Source organism: Citrobacter sp. wls716, assembly GCF_005280975.1.
Classification (GTDB): Bacteria; Pseudomonadota; Gammaproteobacteria; order Enterobacterales; family Enterobacteriaceae; genus Citrobacter; species Citrobacter youngae.
In genome coordinates, this window is the sequence record NZ_SZWX01000049.1 from 82,465 (window position 1) to 99,669 (window position 17,205).

The following is a 17,205-nucleotide window of genomic DNA, read 5'->3' on the forward strand; positions in this document are numbered from 1 at the left end:
GCGTCCGGCGAGACATGCATAAGAGGAACAGTTTGAACATAGACACTCGCGAAATTATCCTTGAACCCGCAGACAACGCCCGCCTGTTGAGCCTTTGCGGGCCATTTGATGACAACATAAAACAACTGGAGCGTCGTCTCGGCATCGAAATTAACCGCCGCGATAACCACTTCAAACTGACTGGTCGTCCAATTTGTGTCACCGCTGCGGCAGATATTTTACGCAGCCTGTATGTCGATACGGCCCCAATGCGCGGCCAGACACAGGACATCGAGCCAGAACAAATTCACCTTGCGATTAAAGAAGCGCGTGTGCTTGAGCAAAGCGCAGACAGCGTGCCGGAATTTGGCAAAGCGGTGAATATCAAAACTAAGCGCGGAGTGATTAAACCGCGTACACCGAACCAGGCGCAGTATATCGCTAATATTCTTGACCATGACATCACCTTCGGCGTTGGCCCGGCAGGTACCGGTAAAACGTATCTTGCGGTTGCCGCCGCGGTCGATGCACTAGAGCGCCAGGAGATCCGCCGTATTCTGCTAACCCGTCCAGCGGTTGAAGCCGGTGAAAAACTCGGTTTCCTGCCAGGCGATCTGAGCCAGAAAGTCGATCCCTATTTACGACCGCTGTATGACGCGCTGTTCGAAATGCTCGGTTTTGAGAAGGTTGAAAAGCTGATTGAACGTAACGTCATTGAAGTTGCGCCGCTGGCCTATATGCGTGGCCGTACGTTAAACGATGCGTTCATCATTCTTGATGAGAGCCAGAACACCACCATCGAACAGATGAAAATGTTCCTGACCCGTATAGGCTTTAACTCCAAAGCGGTTATCACCGGCGATATCACCCAGATTGATCTGCCGCGTAGCACCAAGTCCGGTCTGCGTCATGCCATTGAAGTGCTGGCTGAAGTCGACGAAATTAGTTTTAATTTCTTCCATAGCGAAGACGTGGTTCGCCATCCGGTGGTTGCCCGTATCGTCACGGCGTATGAAGCCTGGGAAGAAGCAGAACAAAAACGCAAAGCCGAGCTGGCGGCAGAACGCAAGCGCGAAGCTCAGGAGCAGGAACAAAAATGAGTCAGGTTATTCTCGATTTACAGCTGGCATGCGAAAACGAATCCGGCTTACCACCAGAAAGTCAGTTTCAGAGATGGCTGGATGCCGTGATCCCGCAGTTTCAGGAAGAGTCAGAGGTCACGATTCGGTTGGTCGACGATGCTGAAAGCCACGAGCTGAACCTGACCTATCGCGGGAAAGATAAATCAACCAACGTACTCTCTTTCCCGTTTGAAGCCCCGCCGGGCATTGAGATGCCGCTGCTGGGTGATTTGATCATCTGCCGTCAGGTCGTTGAGAAAGAAGCGCAGGAACAAGGTAAGCCGCTTGAAGCCCACTGGGCGCACATGGTGGTGCACGGTAGCCTGCATTTACTCGGCTACGACCATATTGAAGACGATGAAGCGGAAGAGATGGAATCCCTCGAAACAGAGATTATGCTTGCTCTGGGCTATGAGGATCCGTACATTGCCGAGAAGGAATAAGCCGTCGGGCATCTGCCCGGGCTTCCCATAAAGCCGTGCGCTGAGTTTACGCGCATTGAGCGACCTGTTAACTAACATGAGAACCCATACGACGCCATGAGCGACGACAATTCACACAGTAGTGACACCTTAAACAGCAAAAAGGGATTTTTTTCCCTGTTACTGAGCCAACTTTTCCACGGTGAACCGAAAAACCGCGACGAACTGTTGGAGCTGATCCGTGATTCCGGGCAAAACGACCTTATCGATGAAGATACGCGCGATATGCTCGAAGGGGTGATGGATATTGCGGACCAACGCGTACGCGACATTATGATCCCTCGCTCTCAGATGATTACCCTGAAACGCAACCAGACCCTGGACGAATGTCTCGATGTGATCATCGAGTCTGCCCACTCGCGTTTTCCGGTGATCAGCGAAGACAAAGATCACATTGAAGGGATTCTGATGGCCAAAGATTTGCTGCCGTTTATGCGCAGCGATGCCGAAGCCTTCAGCATGGAGAAAGTGTTACGCCAGGCGGTTGTCGTACCTGAAAGCAAGCGGGTTGACCGCATGCTGAAAGAGTTCCGCTCCCAGCGTTATCATATGGCTATCGTCATCGACGAGTTTGGCGGTGTCTCAGGTCTGGTGACCATTGAGGACATCCTTGAACTGATTGTCGGTGAAATTGAAGATGAGTACGACGAAGAAGACGATATTGATTTCCGTCAGCTCAGTCGCCACACCTGGACTATTCGCGCGCTGGCGTCGATTGAAGACTTCAACGAAGCTTTCGGGACCCACTTTAGCGACGAAGAAGTCGATACCATTGGCGGGCTGGTTATGCAGGCCTTTGGTCATTTACCCGCTCGCGGTGAGACCATCGACATTGATGGTTACCAGTTCAAAGTGGCGATGGCTGACAGCCGTCGTATTATTCAGGTTCATGTCAGAATTCCGGACGACTCACCCCAGCCCAAACTGGACGAATAAACCCGAAACTGGATCATAGACTACATGGCATTTGCCCCATTAATTGAACGCCAGCGCATGCGCCTGCTGCTGGCGTTATTATTCGGTGCCTGCGGGACGCTGGCGTTCTCTCCGTATGACATCTGGCCCGCCGCGATTATTTCGCTGATGGGTCTGCAGGCTCTTACCCTCAACCGCCGTCCTCTCCAGTCTGCTGCCATTGGCTATTTCTGGGGAATGGGCCTGTTTGGTTCAGGCATCAACTGGGTCTACGTCAGCATCGCGCAATTTGGCGGCATGCCGGGGCCGGTAAACGTTTTTCTCGTGGTTCTGCTTGCCGCCTACCTTTCCCTCTACACCGGTCTGTTTGCTGGCATTCTGTCGCGTCTGTGGCCGAAAACCAGTTGGATTCGGGTAGCGATTGCCGCGCCGGTTATCTGGCAGATAACTGAATTCCTGCGCGGCTGGGTCCTGACCGGCTTCCCATGGCTGCAGTTTGGTTACAGCCAAATTGATGGCCCGCTAAAAGGGCTTGCACCGGTAATGGGCGTAGAGGCAATCAACTTCCTGCTGATGATGGTTAGCGGCCTGCTGGTGCTGGCGTTAGTCAGCCGTAACTGGCGTCCGCTGGTCGTGGCCGTGATACTTTTCGCGCTGCCCTTCCCGCTACGCTATATCCAGTGGTATACGCTGGAGCCGGAAAAAACCACGCAAGTGTCGATGGTGCAGGGCGACATTCCACAGTCGCTCAAATGGGATGAAAGTCAGTTACTCAACACCCTGAAGATTTATCTCGACGCCACCCAGCCCGAGATGGGTAAATCACAGCTCATCATCTGGCCAGAATCTGCTATTCCGGATCTGGAAATTAACCAGCAGCGTTTTCTGAGCATGATGGATGACCTGCTGAAATCGAAAAACAGCACGCTGATTACCGGGATTGTAGATGCTCGCCTGAACAAACAGAATCGTTACGACACCTACAACACCATCATCACGTTGGGTAAAGACAGTCCGTACAGTTATGACTCGACCAATCGCTATAACAAAAATCACCTTGTCCCATTTGGTGAGTTTGTCCCGCTGGAATCGATCCTACGCCCGTTAGCGCCGTTCTTTGACCTGCCAATGTCTTCGTTCAGCCGTGGACCTTATGTACAGCCACAGCTGCATGCGCACGGCTTTAAGCTGACGGCTGCCATCTGCTACGAAATCATTCTTGGCGAACAGGTTCGGGATAACTTCCGTCCGGATACGGACTACCTGCTGACTATCTCCAACGATGCCTGGTTCGGTAAGTCCATTGGTCCGTGGCAGCACTTCCAGATGGCGCGGATGCGTTCTCTGGAGCTGGCACGCCCGCTGCTGCGTAGCACCAATAACGGTATTACCGCGGTGATTGGCCCGCAGGGTGAAATTCAGGCGATGATCCCGCAGTTTACCCGTCAGGTTCTGACCACCAGCGTTACGCCGACCACGGGCTTAACCCCTTATGCTCGTACCGGTAACTGGCCGCTGTGGCTGCTGACCGCACTGTTTGGCTTTGGTGCGGTGGTCATGAGCCTGCGTCAACGTCGTAAGTAACCTCCCCTCCCCGGCCGGATAACGCTTTGCTTATCCGGCCCATAAACATTTCCCACATCCCATTCTGGCACGTCTATTGCTTTGTTCTACAAGGCAAACGCTGTTTTGGCTGAATGTGCAACCTGGTCGCACCAAAGTTGAGCGAAGGTAGCACCCGAAAAGTGCAACAGGATATTTTTGCCCCCAAATGGTGCGGCGCACTTCGCAAAAATAAACAATAACACAGCAAATTCTTTACATTCATCCAAACTAAATGTTAACAAACATATACAAGACTGCACGTTTAAGTAGCAAACAATAACAACATCACAATGGGTATCAATGCGTCACCGGCGCAGACGATAAAGGAGTTGGATATGCAATTACGTAAGCTCGCCACAGCCATGCTGGTCATGGGAATGTCCGCTGGTCTGGCGCACGCAGAAGACGCAGCACCAGCGGCAGGCAGCACGCTGGATAAGATCGCTAAAAACGGTGTGATCGTGGTCGGCCACCGTGAATCCTCGGTACCGTTTTCTTACTACGATAATCAGCAAAAAGTGGTCGGCTATTCACAGGATTACTCCAACGCAATTGTTGAAGCGGTGAAGAAAAAGCTGAACAAGCCTGACCTGCAGGTGAAACTGATCCCAATTACCTCTCAGAACCGTATTCCGCTGCTGCAAAACGGTACCTTCGACTTTGAATGTGGTTCCACCACCAACAACGTTGAGCGCCAGAAACAAGCAGCCTTCTCTGACACCATTTTCGTTGTCGGCACCCGTCTGCTGGCGAAAAAAGGCGGTGACGTCAAAGATTTCGCTGACCTGAAAGGCAAAGCCGTGGTCGTGACTTCAGGTACCACCTCAGAAGTCCTGCTGCACAAGCTGAACGAAGAACAAAAAATGGATATGCGCATCATCAGCGCGAAAGACCACGGTGACTCTTTCCGTACTCTGGAAAGCGGCCGCGCCGTTGCCTTTATGATGGATGACGCCCTGCTGGCTGGCGAACGCGCGAAAGCGAAGAAACCAGACAACTGGGAGATCGTTGGCAAGCCGCAATCTCAGGAAGCCTACGGCTGTATGCTGCGCAAAGATGACCCTGAGTTCAAAAAGCTGATGGATGACACCATTGCCCAGGCTCAGACCTCAGGCGAAGCTGAGAAATGGTTTGATAAGTGGTTTAAAAATCCAATTCCACCGAAGAACCTGAACATGAATTTCGAACTGTCAGACGAAATGAAGGCTCTGTTCAAATCACCGAATGATAAAGCGCTTAACTAACTAAAATAAATGGGGCGAGTTCACCTTGCCCTCTCGATTGTTACTTGGCACGGACAGACTATAAGCCTGATGGTCGTTCCCCATCAGGCCTGAAAACCGCAAAACGCCGAATAACAATCTTCGAGGGTAGCGCTGCTACCCTTTTTTTTCTGGAGTAGATTTATGTCTATAGACTGGAACTGGGGTATTTTTTTACAACAGGCCCCGTTCGGCAACACCACCTATCTCGGCTGGCTCTGGAGTGGTTTCCAGGTCACGGTCGCGTTATCTATCACCGCCTGGATTATCGCTTTCCTCATAGGCTCTTTATTCGGCATTTTACGTACCGTACCAAATCGTTTCCTTTCCGGGATCGGCACGCTGTACGTTGAGTTGTTTCGTAACGTTCCACTCATCGTCCAGTTCTTTACCTGGTATCTGGTCATTCCTGAACTGCTGCCGGAAAACATTGGCATGTGGTTCAAGTCAGAACTGGATCCCAACATTCAGTTCTTCCTCTCATCCATGCTTTGTCTGGGGCTGTTTACCGCCGCGCGCGTCTGTGAGCAGGTTCGTGCCGCGATTCAGTCCCTGCCTCGCGGGCAGAAAAACGCCGCGCTGGCGATGGGCCTGACGCTGCCGCAAGCCTATCGCTACGTCCTGCTGCCAAACGCTTATCGCGTGATTGTTCCGCCAATGACCTCAGAGATGATGAACCTGGTGAAGAACTCCGCAATCGCCTCCACCATCGGTCTGGTGGATATGGCGGCGCAGGCGGGCAAGCTGCTGGATTACTCCGCCCACGCATGGGAATCGTTTACCGCCATCACGCTGGCCTACGTCCTGATTAACGCCGTCATCATGCTGGTGATGAATCTCGTCGAACGCAAAATCCGCCTGCCTGGCAATTTGGGAGGCAAATAATGTACGAATTTGACTGGAGTTCTATCGTCCCTTCCCTGCCGTATCTGCTGGACGGATTGATCATCACGTTGAAAATCACCGTTACAGCGGTCGTCATTGGTATCGTCTGGGGGACCATCCTTGCCGTCATGCGACTGTCGAGCTTTGCGCCGATTGCCTGGTTTGCGAAGGGCTACGTCAACGTATTCCGCTCTATTCCGCTGGTAATGGTGCTGCTGTGGTTCTACCTGATTGTGCCCGGCTTCCTGCAAAACGTGCTGGGCCTGTCGCCAAAAACCGATATTCGCCTGATCTCGGCGATGGTGGCGTTTTCGATGTTTGAAGCCGCGTACTATTCCGAAATTATCCGTGCCGGTATCCAGAGTATTTCTCGTGGGCAGTCCAGCGCCGCGTTGGCGCTGGGGATGACCCACTGGCAGTCGATGAAGCTGATCATTCTGCCACAGGCATTCCGCGCAATGGTGCCGCTGCTGCTTACCCAGGGCATCGTACTGTTCCAGGATACCTCGCTGGTCTATGTATTGAGTCTGGCAGATTTCTTCCGTACCGCCTCCACCATTGGTGAGCGTGACGGCACGCAGGTTGAAATGATCCTGTTTGCTGGCGCCGTTTATTTTGTATTCAGTCTGAGCGCATCGTTGTTGGTCAGCTATTTGAAGAAAAGGACAGTTTAATGATTACCCTGAAAAATGTTTCTAAATGGTATGGTCACTTTCAGGTGCTGACCGACTGCTCCACGGAAGTGAAAAAAGGTGAGGTGGTGGTTGTCTGTGGCCCGTCAGGCTCCGGTAAATCAACGCTTATCAAGACGGTAAACGGCCTGGAGCCAGTGCAACAGGGCGTCATCACCGTTGATGGCACCGTGGTAAATGATAAAAAAACCGATCTGGCCAAACTGCGCTCTCGTGTTGGTATGGTGTTCCAGCACTTTGAACTGTTCCCGCATCTGTCGATCATTGAGAACCTGACTCTGGCGCAGGTAAAAGTGCTTAAGCGCGATAAAAAGCCGGCCCGCGACAAAGCGCAAAAGTTACTGGAACGCGTTGGTCTGTCAGCACATGCCGAGAAGTTCCCGGCCCAGCTATCCGGGGGCCAGCAACAGCGTGTCGCTATCGCCCGGGCGCTATGTATGGATCCTATCGCCATGCTGTTTGACGAACCGACATCGGCGCTTGATCCTGAAATGATCAACGAAGTACTGGACGTTATGGTTGAACTGGCCAATGAAGGGATGACCATGATGGTGGTAACCCACGAAATGGGCTTTGCGCGTAAAGTGGCGAACCGGGTGATCTTCATGGATGAAGGGAAAATTGTTGAAGACTCACCGAAAGAAGAGTTCTTCGCTAATCCGAAATCAGACCGGGCCAAAGACTTCCTCGCGAAAATCCTGCACTAATCTTGCCGGCGCGCATCGCCATGTGCGCGCCACCTCACGATTTACCTCTTCACTTCTCGAAACAGATACAGCCCAGCGTTAACCTTGTCACAGAGTCCCACTTACAAGGAGCAACAATGGCACTTCCTATCCTGTTTGATTGCGATCCAGGTCATGACGACGCTATCGCAATTGTTCTCGCCCTCGCCTCACCTGAACTGGATGTGAAAGCGGTAACCTCGTCAGCCGGGAACCAGACGCCCGACAAAACGCTGCGTAACGTATTACGCATGCTAACACTGCTCAATCGTAGTGATATTCCCGTCGCCGGTGGCGCTGTGAAACCGCTGATGCGCGATCTGATTATTGCCGATAACGTCCACGGCGAGAGTGGGTTAGATGGCCCGGCGCTCCCGGAACCCGCCTTTGCGCCACAGGCCTGTACCGCTGTGGAACTGATGGCGAAAACCCTGCGTGACAGCCCAGAGCCAGTGACCATTGTCTCCACCGGGCCGCAAACCAACGTGGCATTGCTACTGAATAGCCATCCTGAACTGCACGCTAAAATCGCCCGTATCGTGATAATGGGTGGTGCGATGGGGCTCGGAAACTGGACGCCCGCCGCTGAGTTCAACATTTTTGTGGATCCTGAAGCCGCTGAAATCGTATTCCAGTCGGGCATTCCGGTGGTGATGGCGGGTCTGGACGTCACGCATAAAGCGCAAATACATCGCGAAGATACCGAACGGTTCCGCGCTATTGGCAATCCTGTTTCAACGATCGTTGCTGAACTACTCGACTTCTTCTTTGAATATCACAAAGACGAAAAATGGGGATTCATCGGCGCGCCGCTGCACGACCCCTGCACTATTGCCTGGCTGCTGAAACCGGAACTGTTTACCACCGTTGATCGCTGGGTTGGTGTGGAAACTCAGGGCAAATACACGCAGGGCATGACCGTGGTGGACTACTACTTCCTGAGCGGCAATAAGCCAAACGCCACCGTGATGGTGGACGTTGATCGCCAGGGATTTGTCGATCTGCTGGCGGAACGGCTGAAGTTTTACGCCTGATACACGCCGGACGGCGCTAACGCTTATCCGGCCTACAAAATCGTGCAATTTGTAGGCCGGATAAGACGCTTCACGTCGCCATCCGGCAATAAGCGATTACGGCTCAAATGGCCGTCTTTGGAACTGATCGTGTCCGCATTTCGGACACAGCGGCAGCACATCCGGAGTGTACACCGCTAAATGGAAGTGACACTTCTCGCAGACCAGATTCCCCAACCCAACCACCTCGCCGCTGTGATAAACCCCATGATGACTGAGATCCTGGAACACTTCGCGCCATTCAAGCTGCGTTTTATCGGTAATATCGGCCAGTTCCTGCCAGATACTCTCCTTGATGACTCGCATAAAGACGCTGTCTGTCTCCTCATCGAGACTCTCTTCATAACTGAGTGCAAACTCTTCCAGGTCGCGTCTGACGGCCCTTGTGAGTTCCTCCACCTCGGTTCGGGTTAACTCCCCGGTCTGCATAACTCGCTGACGCGCCTGCTCCACCAACGCGTCGATATCGCGTTCGCCGTTACGCAGACGTTCGCTGAGTGACGTCACCAGTTCACGGTAATATTGAGCAACCTTGTTCATCGCTTCGCCTCCTGGGTCGTTAACTGTCTATAATAATAGACGTTATTTACGCTACGCTTTGCAAGACTGTCCACAGAGTGTGTAAATTCGTGTCAGAATTATCCTTGCGGGAATTCAACGCTGAATGCGCGAAAGGCTGTTTTGACGCGGGCGTTTGGGCTATGCTATGCGGATCTGAAACACCACATCTAGAGCTACGTTTGTAGCTGTATTGAAAACAGGACCACTGGCTGCCATGCAAGAGCAATACCGCCCGGAAGAGATAGAATCCAAAGTACAGCTTCACTGGGATGAGAAGCGCACATTTGAAGTTACCGAAGACGAGAGCAAAGAGAAGTATTACTGCCTGTCTATGCTTCCCTATCCTTCTGGTCGACTACACATGGGCCACGTACGTAACTACACCATCGGTGACGTGATCGCCCGCTACCAGCGCATGCTGGGCAAAAACGTACTGCAGCCCATTGGCTGGGATGCGTTCGGCCTACCTGCGGAAGGTGCGGCGGTAAAAAACAATACCGCGCCAGCACCGTGGACGTACGACAACATCGCGTACATGAAAAACCAGCTCAAAATGCTGGGCTTTGGTTACGACTGGAGCCGTGAGCTGGCGACCTGCACCCCGGAATATTACCGCTGGGAACAGAAGTTCTTCACCGAACTGTACAAAAAAGGTCTGGTATACAAGAAAACCTCTGCGGTGAACTGGTGCCCGAACGACCAGACCGTACTGGCGAACGAACAGGTTATTGACGGCTGCTGCTGGCGCTGCGATACCAAAGTTGAGCGTAAAGAGATCCCACAGTGGTTCATCAAAATCACCGCTTACGCTGACGAACTGCTGCGTGATCTGGATAACCTGGATCACTGGCCTGATACTGTTAAAACCATGCAGCGTAACTGGATTGGCCGTTCTGAAGGTGTAGAAATCACCTTCAACGTGAACGGTTACGACAACACGCTGACCGTCTACACCACCCGTCCGGATACCTTTATGGGTGCGACCTACCTGGCCGTTGCCGCAGGTCACCCGCTGGCGCAAAAAGCGGCGGCAAATAACCCGGAACTGGCTGCCTTCATTGACGAATGCCGTAACACCAAGGTTGCTGAAGCCGAAATGGCGACCATGGAGAAAAAAGGCGTCGATACCGGCTTTAAAGCGGTTCATCCGCTGACTGGCGAAGAAATCCCGGTTTGGGCGGCAAACTTCGTCCTAATGGAATACGGCACCGGTGCGGTGATGGCCGTTCCGGGTCACGATCAGCGCGACTACGAATTTGCCACCAAGTATGGCCTGTCCATCAAGCCGGTAATTCTGACTTCTGAAGGCGCAGAGCCGGATTTGTCCGAGCAGGCACTGACCGAAAAAGGCGTGCTGTTTAACTCCGGTGAGTTTGACGGCCTGGCCTTCGAAGACGCGTTCAACGCCATTGCCGACAAGCTGGTCGCTCTGGGTGTCGGTGAGCGTAAAGTTAACTACCGTCTGCGCGACTGGGGTGTTTCCCGTCAGCGTTACTGGGGGGCGCCAATTCCGATGGTGACGCTGGAAGACGGTACCGTACTGCCGACACCAGAAGATCAACTGCCGGTAATTCTGCCAGAAGATGTCGTCATGGACGGTATCACCAGCCCGATCAAAGCCGATCCGGAGTGGGCGAAAACCACCGTTAACGGTATGCCTGCCCTGCGTGAAACCGACACCTTCGATACCTTTATGGAGTCCTCCTGGTACTACGCGCGCTACACCTGCCCGCAGTACAACGAAGGCATGCTGGACCCAGAAGCGGCAAACTACTGGCTGCCGGTTGATATCTACATTGGCGGTATTGAACACGCCATCATGCACCTGCTCTACTTCCGCTTCTTCCACAAACTGATGCGCGACGCGGGCATGGTCAACTCTGACGAACCGGCTAAACAGCTGCTGTGTCAGGGAATGGTGCTGGCCGATGCGTTCTACTACGTTGGCGCAAACGGCGAACGCAACTGGGTTTCTCCGGTTGACGCCATCGTTGAGCGCGACGAAAAAGGTCGTATCGTTAAGGCGAAGGATGCTGAAGGCCATGAACTGGTGTATACCGGCATGAGCAAAATGTCCAAGTCCAAAAACAACGGTATCGACCCGCAGGTCATGGTTGAGCGCTACGGCGCGGACACCGTGCGTCTGTTCATGATGTTCGCCTCTCCGGCTGATATGACCCTGGAATGGCAGGAATCCGGCGTAGAAGGGGCAAACCGCTTCCTGAAGCGTGTCTGGAAACTGGTTTATGAGCACACTTCACAGGGTGATGCTCCGGCGCTGAACGTTGCTGCACTGACGGAAGATCAAAAAGCGCTGCGTCGCGACGTGCACAAAACCATTGCTAAAGTGACTGATGATATCGGTCGCCGTCAGACCTTTAACACCGCAATTGCGGCGATTATGGAACTGATGAACAAGCTGGCGAAAGCACCGCAGGAAGACGAGCAGGACCGTGCCCTGATGCAGGAAGCGCTGCTGGCCGTTGTACGCATGCTCAACCCGTTCACCCCACACGTTTGCTTCACCCTGTGGCAGGCGCTGAAAGGCGAAGGCGATATCGACAATGCGCCGTGGCCGGTAGCTGATGACGCCGCAATGGTTGAAGACTCAACGCTGGTTGTGGTTCAGGTAAACGGCAAAGTACGTGGCAAAATCACCGTTCCGGTAAACGCCACTGAAGAGCAGGTTCGTGAACGTGCTGGCCAGGAGCCTCTGGTGGCAAAATATCTTGATGGCGTTACCGTACGTAAAGTGATTTATGTACCGGGTAAACTCCTCAATCTGGTCGTTGGCTAAGCGCGGGAGGAAGCGTGCGATTTCTGACAACATTGTTGTTATCTCTGGCGGTGCTGGTCACCGCCGGGTGTGGCTGGCATCTGCGTAGTACTACGCAGGTTCCCCCCACGATGAAAACCATGATTCTGGTCACAGGTGATCCGAACGGCCCGTTAAGCCGGGCGGTGCGTAATCAGTTGCGTTTGAATGGCGTTACACTGCTGGAAGACAGCTCAACGCGCAAAGACGTTCCGTCCTTACGCCTTGGCGCGGTCAGCATTTCGCAGGATACCGCCTCCGTGTTCCAGAACGGTCAAACCGCTGAATACCAGATGGTGATGTCCGTGAGTGCTTCAGTCCTGATCCCGGGCCATGATATTTACCCGATCAGCGCTAAAGTCTATCGTTCATTCTTCGACAACCCGCAAGCGGCACTGGCGAAGGATAACGAGCAGGAGATGATCGTTAAAGAGATGTACGACAAGGCGGCCGAGCAGTTGATTCGTAAACTGCCAAGCGTACATATTGCTGATGTTCAGTCATCCGGCGATGACGTCGAGCCTGCAGTGAAAACTGCAGCGCCAGCGTCCTCCTCTCCGGCGCGTGTTTCCACCACGCTGGGTAACTGATGCTCAAGTTGTACCCTGAACAACTCCGCGCACAGCTCAATGAAGGGCTGCGCGCGGCGTATTTACTCTTAGGTAACGATCCCCTCTTATTGCAGGAAAGCCAGGATGCCATCCGCCAGGCTGCCGCAACGCAAGGGTTCGAAGAACACCACGCTTTCACCCTGGACAACAGCACCGACTGGGGGGAAATTTTTTCACTCTGCCAGGCGATGAGCCTGTTTGCCAGCCGTCAAACGTTACTCCTGCAGCTGCCAGAAAATGGCCCCAATGCCGCCATTAACGAACAACTTGCCTCGCTCGTCACACTGCTACATGACGATCTGCTGCTTATTGTTCGTGGTAACAAGCTGACCAAAGCCCAGGAAAACGCCGCATGGTATACCGGACTGGCGAATAACGCGGTACTGGTCAGTTGCCAGACACCTGAACAGGCACAGCTTCCGCGTTGGGTAGCCGCAAGGGCGAAACATCATAATCTGCAGTTGGATGACGCCGCCAACCAACTCTTATGCTATTGCTACGAAGGCAATCTGCTAGCGTTAGCGCAGGCGCTGGAGCGGTTGTCGCTACTTTGGCCTGACGGTAAATTAACATTGCCTCGTGTGGAGCAAGCCGTTAACGATGCCGCGCACTTTACCCCGTTTCACTGGGTGGACGCGCTGCTGATGGGCAAAAGCAAACGCGCGCTGCATATTCTGCAACAGCTCCGTCTTGAAGGCAGTGAACCCGTTATTTTGTTACGTACTCTGCAGCGGGAATTATTACTGCTGGTGAACCTGAAACGGCAGTCGACCCATACCCCATTACGGGCATTGTTCGACAAACATCGGGTATGGCAAAATCGCCGTGGCATGATGGGAGAAGCGTTAAACCGACTGACTCCCACACAGTTACGTCAGGCGGTCACGCTGTTAACACGTACGGAAATTACGCTTAAACAAGACTATGGTCAGTCAGTGTGGGCAGAGCTTGAGGGACTTTCCCTGTTGCTTTGCCATAAATCACTGGCAGATGTTTTTATTGATGGTTGATATGAAATCATTGCAGGCTCTGTTCGGCGGCACCTTTGATCCGGTGCATTATGGTCATCTGAAACCCGTTGAAATTCTGGCTAATCTGATTGGCCTCTCTCGGGTCATTGTCATGCCCAATAACGTGCCACCACATCGTGCGCAACCGGAAGCCTCCAGCGCCCAGCGTAAACATATGCTTGAGCTGGCCATTGCCGACAAACCTTTGTTTTTACTGGATGAACGCGAGCTAAAACGCGATACCGCCTCGTACACCGCGCAAACGCTGCAAGAGTGGCGTGTGGAACAAGGCCCGGATGCACCGCTGGCATTCATTATTGGTCAGGATTCACTGCTGACCTTTCCTTCCTGGCATGACTACGACACGATTCTGGACAACACCCATCTTATCGTGTGTCGACGTCCGGGTTACCCGCTCGAAATGGCACAGGAACAGCACCAGCAGTGGCTGGAAAATCATCTGACCCATACGGCAGATGATCTGCATAACCTGCCGGCAGGTAAGATTTACCTTGCCGAAACGCCGTGGTTCAATATCTCCGCCACGCTTATCCGCGAACGCCTGGAAAAAGGCGAGCCGTGCGACGACTTACTGCCACGCGCCGTGCTCGACTATATCAACCAGCAGGGTTTGTACCGCTAAGCGTGTTGTTTAATGCCGCCAACAGGCGGTCATTTTCGTCCTTACTGCGAACAGCAACCCGGTAATAACGCGCGTCCAGGCCAGGGTAATTGGCACAACTGCGGATCAAAACATGTTGTTCCAGCAGTGATTTTTGCAAATCGATATCCAGTCGATCGCAGCGTAACAGCCGATAGTTAGCCCGACCGGGATAGACTGTCAGGCCGGGCAGTGTTTGCAATTGTTGATCAAATCGCTGTCCTTCCTGTGCCAGCCATTGCCACGTCGCCTGCTGGTAGGCGCTATCGCTAAGAATCATCTCTCCCGCCAGCGCGGCAAATGCGTTAATTGACCACGGCATTTGTCGGCTGCGCATCCGTGCCACGGCCTGTTCATCGCTATTGACCAGATAACCCAGTCGCAACCCCGGTATCGCATAGAACTTGGTCAGCGAGCGAAGAACCCAAATGTGCGGATTCTCTTGTAGCCGCGGAATAAAACCTTCCTCCCCGGCAATAAAATCGATAAAGGCTTCATCCAGAATCAAGGTAATCCCCAATTCAGCGCAGCGCGTTGCTATCGCAGCAAGCAGATGACCATCGGGCAATAGCCCTGTAGGGTTGTTGGGCGTACAGAGAAAAAGGCAGTCCAGCTCTGGCGTTAACACATCAAGGATCGTGGCGGTGAGCTGCCAGCCATCCTCCTCGCGCAGCGCAAATTCATGGATCGCACATTCTCCCCATTCCAGCGCCCGGCGGTATTCAGCAAATCCAGGGGCAACAATCATCGCATGACGCGGCTTGAGCCCATTAACCAGGGTGAAGATAGATTCTGTTTCGCCATTCCCCGCGAGGATCCACGAAACAGGTATCTGGTGATGCTGCGCCAGCGCCGCATGCAACTGGGTGTAGTCAACGTCCGGGTAGCATTCAGCCCTGTCCAGATTGTCGATAAGCGCGCATTTTAAGGTTGCGGGCATACCCAGCGGGTTAATATTCGCGCTAAAATCCAGCAATTGCTCAGGCGGGATGCCCAACAATGCGGCGGCTTCTCGGGTATTACCGCCGTGCGCGCTCTTCAATAAAGACATCGTGCCGCTCCAGTTAAAAAGGGGTATTTTATTGAAAAAATCTCTGCGCAATCAGGGCAAGCATCATATTTTGTGCGAATAGCACCAAGAGGAAAAAATGAGACTCTGGTTAGTACGTCACGGAGAAACCGAAGCCAATGTCGCTGGGTTATACAGCGGTCATGCCCCCACACCGCTAACGGAACGGGGGATTGTTCAGGCGCAATCACTGAGTGGGCTGCTACGCAATGTCCCTTTCGACAACGTTCTGTGCAGCGAACTCGAACGCGCCCGCCATACAACCCAACTGATTCTGGCGGAACGCGATGTTCCTGTGCGTGTCATGCCTGAACTTAATGAGATGTTCTTTGGCGACTGGGAAATGCGCCATCATCGCGATCTTGTGCGCGAAGACGCTGAAAATTATGCCGTATGGTGTAACGACTGGCAGAACGCAACCCCAACTAATGGCGAAGGATTTCAGGCATTTTCACAGCGTGTTGAACGTTTCATTGCTCAGCTTGCTGAATACAAAGACAGTAAAAATCTGTTGGTGGTAAGTCATCAGGGCGTGCTGAGCGTACTGGTGGCCCGGCTGCTGTCCATGCCCACGGCCGCCATGTGGCACTTTCGCATCGAACAGGGATGCTGGAGTGCCATTGATTTTTGTGACGACTTTGCAGTTCTGAAAGTTCTCAATAGTCGCGCCGTGTGGCACGAGGGTGAGTGAATGCACTGTTTTTTCTGCCGAAGGGCCTCTCTCCCATTGACACCCTATGACAGGCTGCTATTCTCCGCAACCTGACTTTTCCCGCCTTTCAGAGCTTTGCAGAAATTGTTTTACAAAAATGGCGATGCATTCTGTTGCGTGGGGTGGGATGATAGCGCACTTCAAAAGCGCTTTCGGAGACATTTGTCCCGATATCGCCTCTGGTTCAGGTATACTAACAGACGTTTTTAACTCTTTTTCACCCAGGGGGAACACTTGCAGGGTAAAGCACTCCAGGATTTTGTAATCGACAAAATTGATGACCTGAAAGGTCAAGACATCATCGCCTTAGATGTTCAGGGCAAATCCAGTATCACCGATTGCATGATTATCTGCACTGGCACGTCCAGCCGCCATGTCATGTCTATCGCCGATCACGTTGTTCAGGAGTCTCGCACCGCCGGTCTGCTGCCGCTTGGCGTAGAAGGCGAAAACGTAGCTGACTGGATCGTCGTCGATCTTGGTGATGTGATTGTCCACGTTATGCAGGAAGAGAGCCGTCGCCTGTATGAACTGGAAAAACTCTGGAGTTAATGCGTGAAGCTGCAACTTGTCGCTGTGGGTACGAAAATGCCTGACTGGGTGCAAACCGGTTTTACGGAGTACCTGCGCCGGTTTCCGAAAGACATGCCCTTTGAGCTGATCGAAATCCCGGCAGGAAAACGCGGCAAGAACGCGGACATTAAGCGCATTCTCGACAAAGAGGGTGAACAGATGCTGGCCGCCGCAGGCAAAAACCGCATCGTCACCCTTGATATCCCAGGAAAACCCTGGGACACGCCACAACTGGCGACCGAGCTGGAACGCTGGAAACTGGATGGTCGTGACGTCAGTCTGTTGATTGGCGGACCGGAAGGACTGTCCCCCGCCTGTAAAGCGGCAGCGGAGCAAAGCTGGTCACTCTCTGCATTAACCCTTCCCCACCCTCTTGTCCGGGTGCTGGTCGCAGAGAGTCTGTACAGGGCGTGGAGCATTACCACCAACCATCCTTATCACCGTGAGTGATCAT

The 17,205-nt window shown here is 53.1% G+C and carries 18 protein-coding genes; 16 read left to right on the forward strand and 2 right to left on the reverse strand.

All coding sequences use genetic code 11. The annotated features are described in order from the left end of the window. Nucleotides 1-32 precede the first annotated feature (32 nt). The 9 genes from FDX24_RS16740 (at nucleotide 33) to rihA (ending at nucleotide 8,700) form a co-directional block, all read left to right on the forward strand. On the forward strand, nucleotides 33-1,079 hold the full coding sequence (locus FDX24_RS16740; RefSeq protein ID WP_048212286.1) for a PhoH family protein: 1,047 nt from the start codon (nucleotides 33-35) through the stop codon (nucleotides 1,077-1,079). Continuing rightward, entirely contained in the window at nucleotides 1,076-1,543 is a 468-nt protein-coding gene (gene ybeY / locus FDX24_RS16745) for an rRNA maturation RNase YbeY (protein WP_048212287.1), read from the forward strand. Before FDX24_RS16740 ends, ybeY begins: the two co-directional genes overlap by 4 nt. Nucleotides 1,544-1,639: 96 nt before the next feature. Beyond that, a complete protein-coding gene (gene corC / locus FDX24_RS16750) occupies nucleotides 1,640-2,518 on the forward strand; it encodes a CNNM family magnesium/cobalt transport protein CorC (protein WP_003847383.1) in 879 nt (292 codons plus the stop codon). Between the two features lie 24 nt (nucleotides 2,519-2,542). After that, nucleotides 2,543-4,081 carry an apolipoprotein N-acyltransferase gene (lnt, locus tag FDX24_RS16755; protein WP_121584359.1) on the forward strand — a complete coding sequence of 513 codons (1,539 nt, stop codon included), beginning with the start codon at nucleotides 2,543-2,545 and terminating at the stop codon, nucleotides 4,079-4,081. 356 nt (nucleotides 4,082-4,437) lie between these two features. Further along, the gene (gltI, locus tag FDX24_RS16760; protein ID WP_048212290.1) at nucleotides 4,438-5,346 is read left to right on the forward strand and encodes a glutamate/aspartate ABC transporter substrate-binding protein GltI; all 909 of its coding nucleotides are present in this window, start codon (nucleotides 4,438-4,440) and stop codon (nucleotides 5,344-5,346) included. 162 nt (nucleotides 5,347-5,508) lie between these two features. Beyond that, on the forward strand, nucleotides 5,509-6,249 hold the full coding sequence (gene gltJ / locus FDX24_RS16765; RefSeq protein ID WP_003022759.1) for a glutamate/aspartate ABC transporter permease GltJ: 741 nt from the start codon (nucleotides 5,509-5,511) through the stop codon (nucleotides 6,247-6,249). Continuing rightward, a complete protein-coding gene (gltK, locus tag FDX24_RS16770; RefSeq protein WP_003022757.1) occupies nucleotides 6,249-6,923 on the forward strand; it encodes a glutamate/aspartate ABC transporter permease GltK in 675 nt (224 codons plus the stop codon). The genes gltJ and gltK overlap by 1 nt, the downstream gene beginning before the upstream one ends. Beyond that, nucleotides 6,923-7,648: a glutamate/aspartate ABC transporter ATP-binding protein GltL gene (gene gltL, locus FDX24_RS16775; protein WP_003022754.1), complete on the forward strand. Its 726-nt coding sequence runs from the start codon at nucleotides 6,923-6,925 to the stop codon at nucleotides 7,646-7,648. The genes gltK and gltL overlap by 1 nt, the downstream gene beginning before the upstream one ends. Nucleotides 7,649-7,764: 116 nt before the next feature. Further along, entirely contained in the window at nucleotides 7,765-8,700 is a 936-nt protein-coding gene (gene rihA, locus FDX24_RS16780) for a pyrimidine-specific ribonucleoside hydrolase RihA (RefSeq protein WP_048212291.1), read from the forward strand. Between the two features lie 96 nt (nucleotides 8,701-8,796). Here rihA and FDX24_RS16785 read toward each other — a convergent pair whose 3' ends face one another. Next, nucleotides 8,797-9,279 carry a zinc ribbon-containing protein gene (locus FDX24_RS16785; RefSeq protein ID WP_005121423.1) on the reverse strand — a complete coding sequence of 161 codons (483 nt, stop codon included), beginning with the start codon at nucleotides 9,277-9,279 and terminating at the stop codon, nucleotides 8,797-8,799. Nucleotides 9,280-9,514: 235 nt separating this feature from the next. On the opposite strand from FDX24_RS16785, the gene leuS reads away from it, so the two are divergent. From leuS to nadD, 4 genes are read left to right on the forward strand one after another with little or no spacing between them, the layout of a single operon-like run. Continuing rightward, on the forward strand, nucleotides 9,515-12,097 hold the full coding sequence (gene leuS, locus FDX24_RS16790) for a leucine--tRNA ligase (protein ID WP_086523620.1): 2,583 nt from the start codon (nucleotides 9,515-9,517) through the stop codon (nucleotides 12,095-12,097). 14 nt (nucleotides 12,098-12,111) lie between these two features. After that, entirely contained in the window at nucleotides 12,112-12,705 is a 594-nt protein-coding gene (lptE, locus tag FDX24_RS16795; protein ID WP_048212293.1) for an LPS assembly lipoprotein LptE, read from the forward strand. Further along, nucleotides 12,705-13,736 (forward strand): DNA polymerase III subunit delta, encoded by a 1,032-nt coding sequence (gene holA, locus FDX24_RS16800; protein WP_119921948.1) that lies wholly within the window; start codon nucleotides 12,705-12,707, stop codon nucleotides 13,734-13,736. Before lptE ends, holA begins: the two co-directional genes overlap by 1 nt. 1 nt (nucleotide 13,737) lies before the next feature. Further along, nucleotides 13,738-14,379, forward strand: a complete 642-nt coding sequence (nadD, locus tag FDX24_RS16805) for a nicotinate-nucleotide adenylyltransferase (protein ID WP_137364744.1) — start codon at nucleotides 13,738-13,740, stop codon at nucleotides 14,377-14,379. Here nadD and cobD read toward each other — a convergent pair. After that, on the reverse strand, nucleotides 14,354-15,448 hold the full coding sequence (gene cobD / locus FDX24_RS16810) for a threonine-phosphate decarboxylase CobD (protein ID WP_061067513.1): 1,095 nt from the start codon (nucleotides 15,446-15,448) through the stop codon (nucleotides 14,354-14,356). The genes nadD and cobD overlap by 26 nt on opposite strands. Nucleotides 15,449-15,545: 97 nt before the next feature. On the opposite strand from cobD, the gene FDX24_RS16815 reads away from it, so the two are divergent. The 3 genes from FDX24_RS16815 to rlmH all read left to right on the forward strand — a co-directional run bounded on the left by FDX24_RS16815 (nucleotide 15,546) and on the right by rlmH (nucleotide 17,201). Next, nucleotides 15,546-16,157, forward strand: a complete 612-nt coding sequence (locus FDX24_RS16815; RefSeq protein WP_101743288.1) for an adenosylcobalamin/alpha-ribazole phosphatase — start codon at nucleotides 15,546-15,548, stop codon at nucleotides 16,155-16,157. A 255-nt stretch (nucleotides 16,158-16,412) separates the two neighbouring features. Further along, nucleotides 16,413-16,730 (forward strand): ribosome silencing factor, encoded by a 318-nt coding sequence (gene rsfS, locus FDX24_RS16820; RefSeq protein WP_003022728.1) that lies wholly within the window; start codon nucleotides 16,413-16,415, stop codon nucleotides 16,728-16,730. A 3-nt stretch (nucleotides 16,731-16,733) separates the two neighbouring features. Next, nucleotides 16,734-17,201 carry a 23S rRNA (pseudouridine(1915)-N(3))-methyltransferase RlmH gene (gene rlmH / locus FDX24_RS16825; protein ID WP_003022725.1) on the forward strand — a complete coding sequence of 156 codons (468 nt, stop codon included), beginning with the start codon at nucleotides 16,734-16,736 and terminating at the stop codon, nucleotides 17,199-17,201. Nucleotides 17,202-17,205 lie beyond the last annotated feature (4 nt).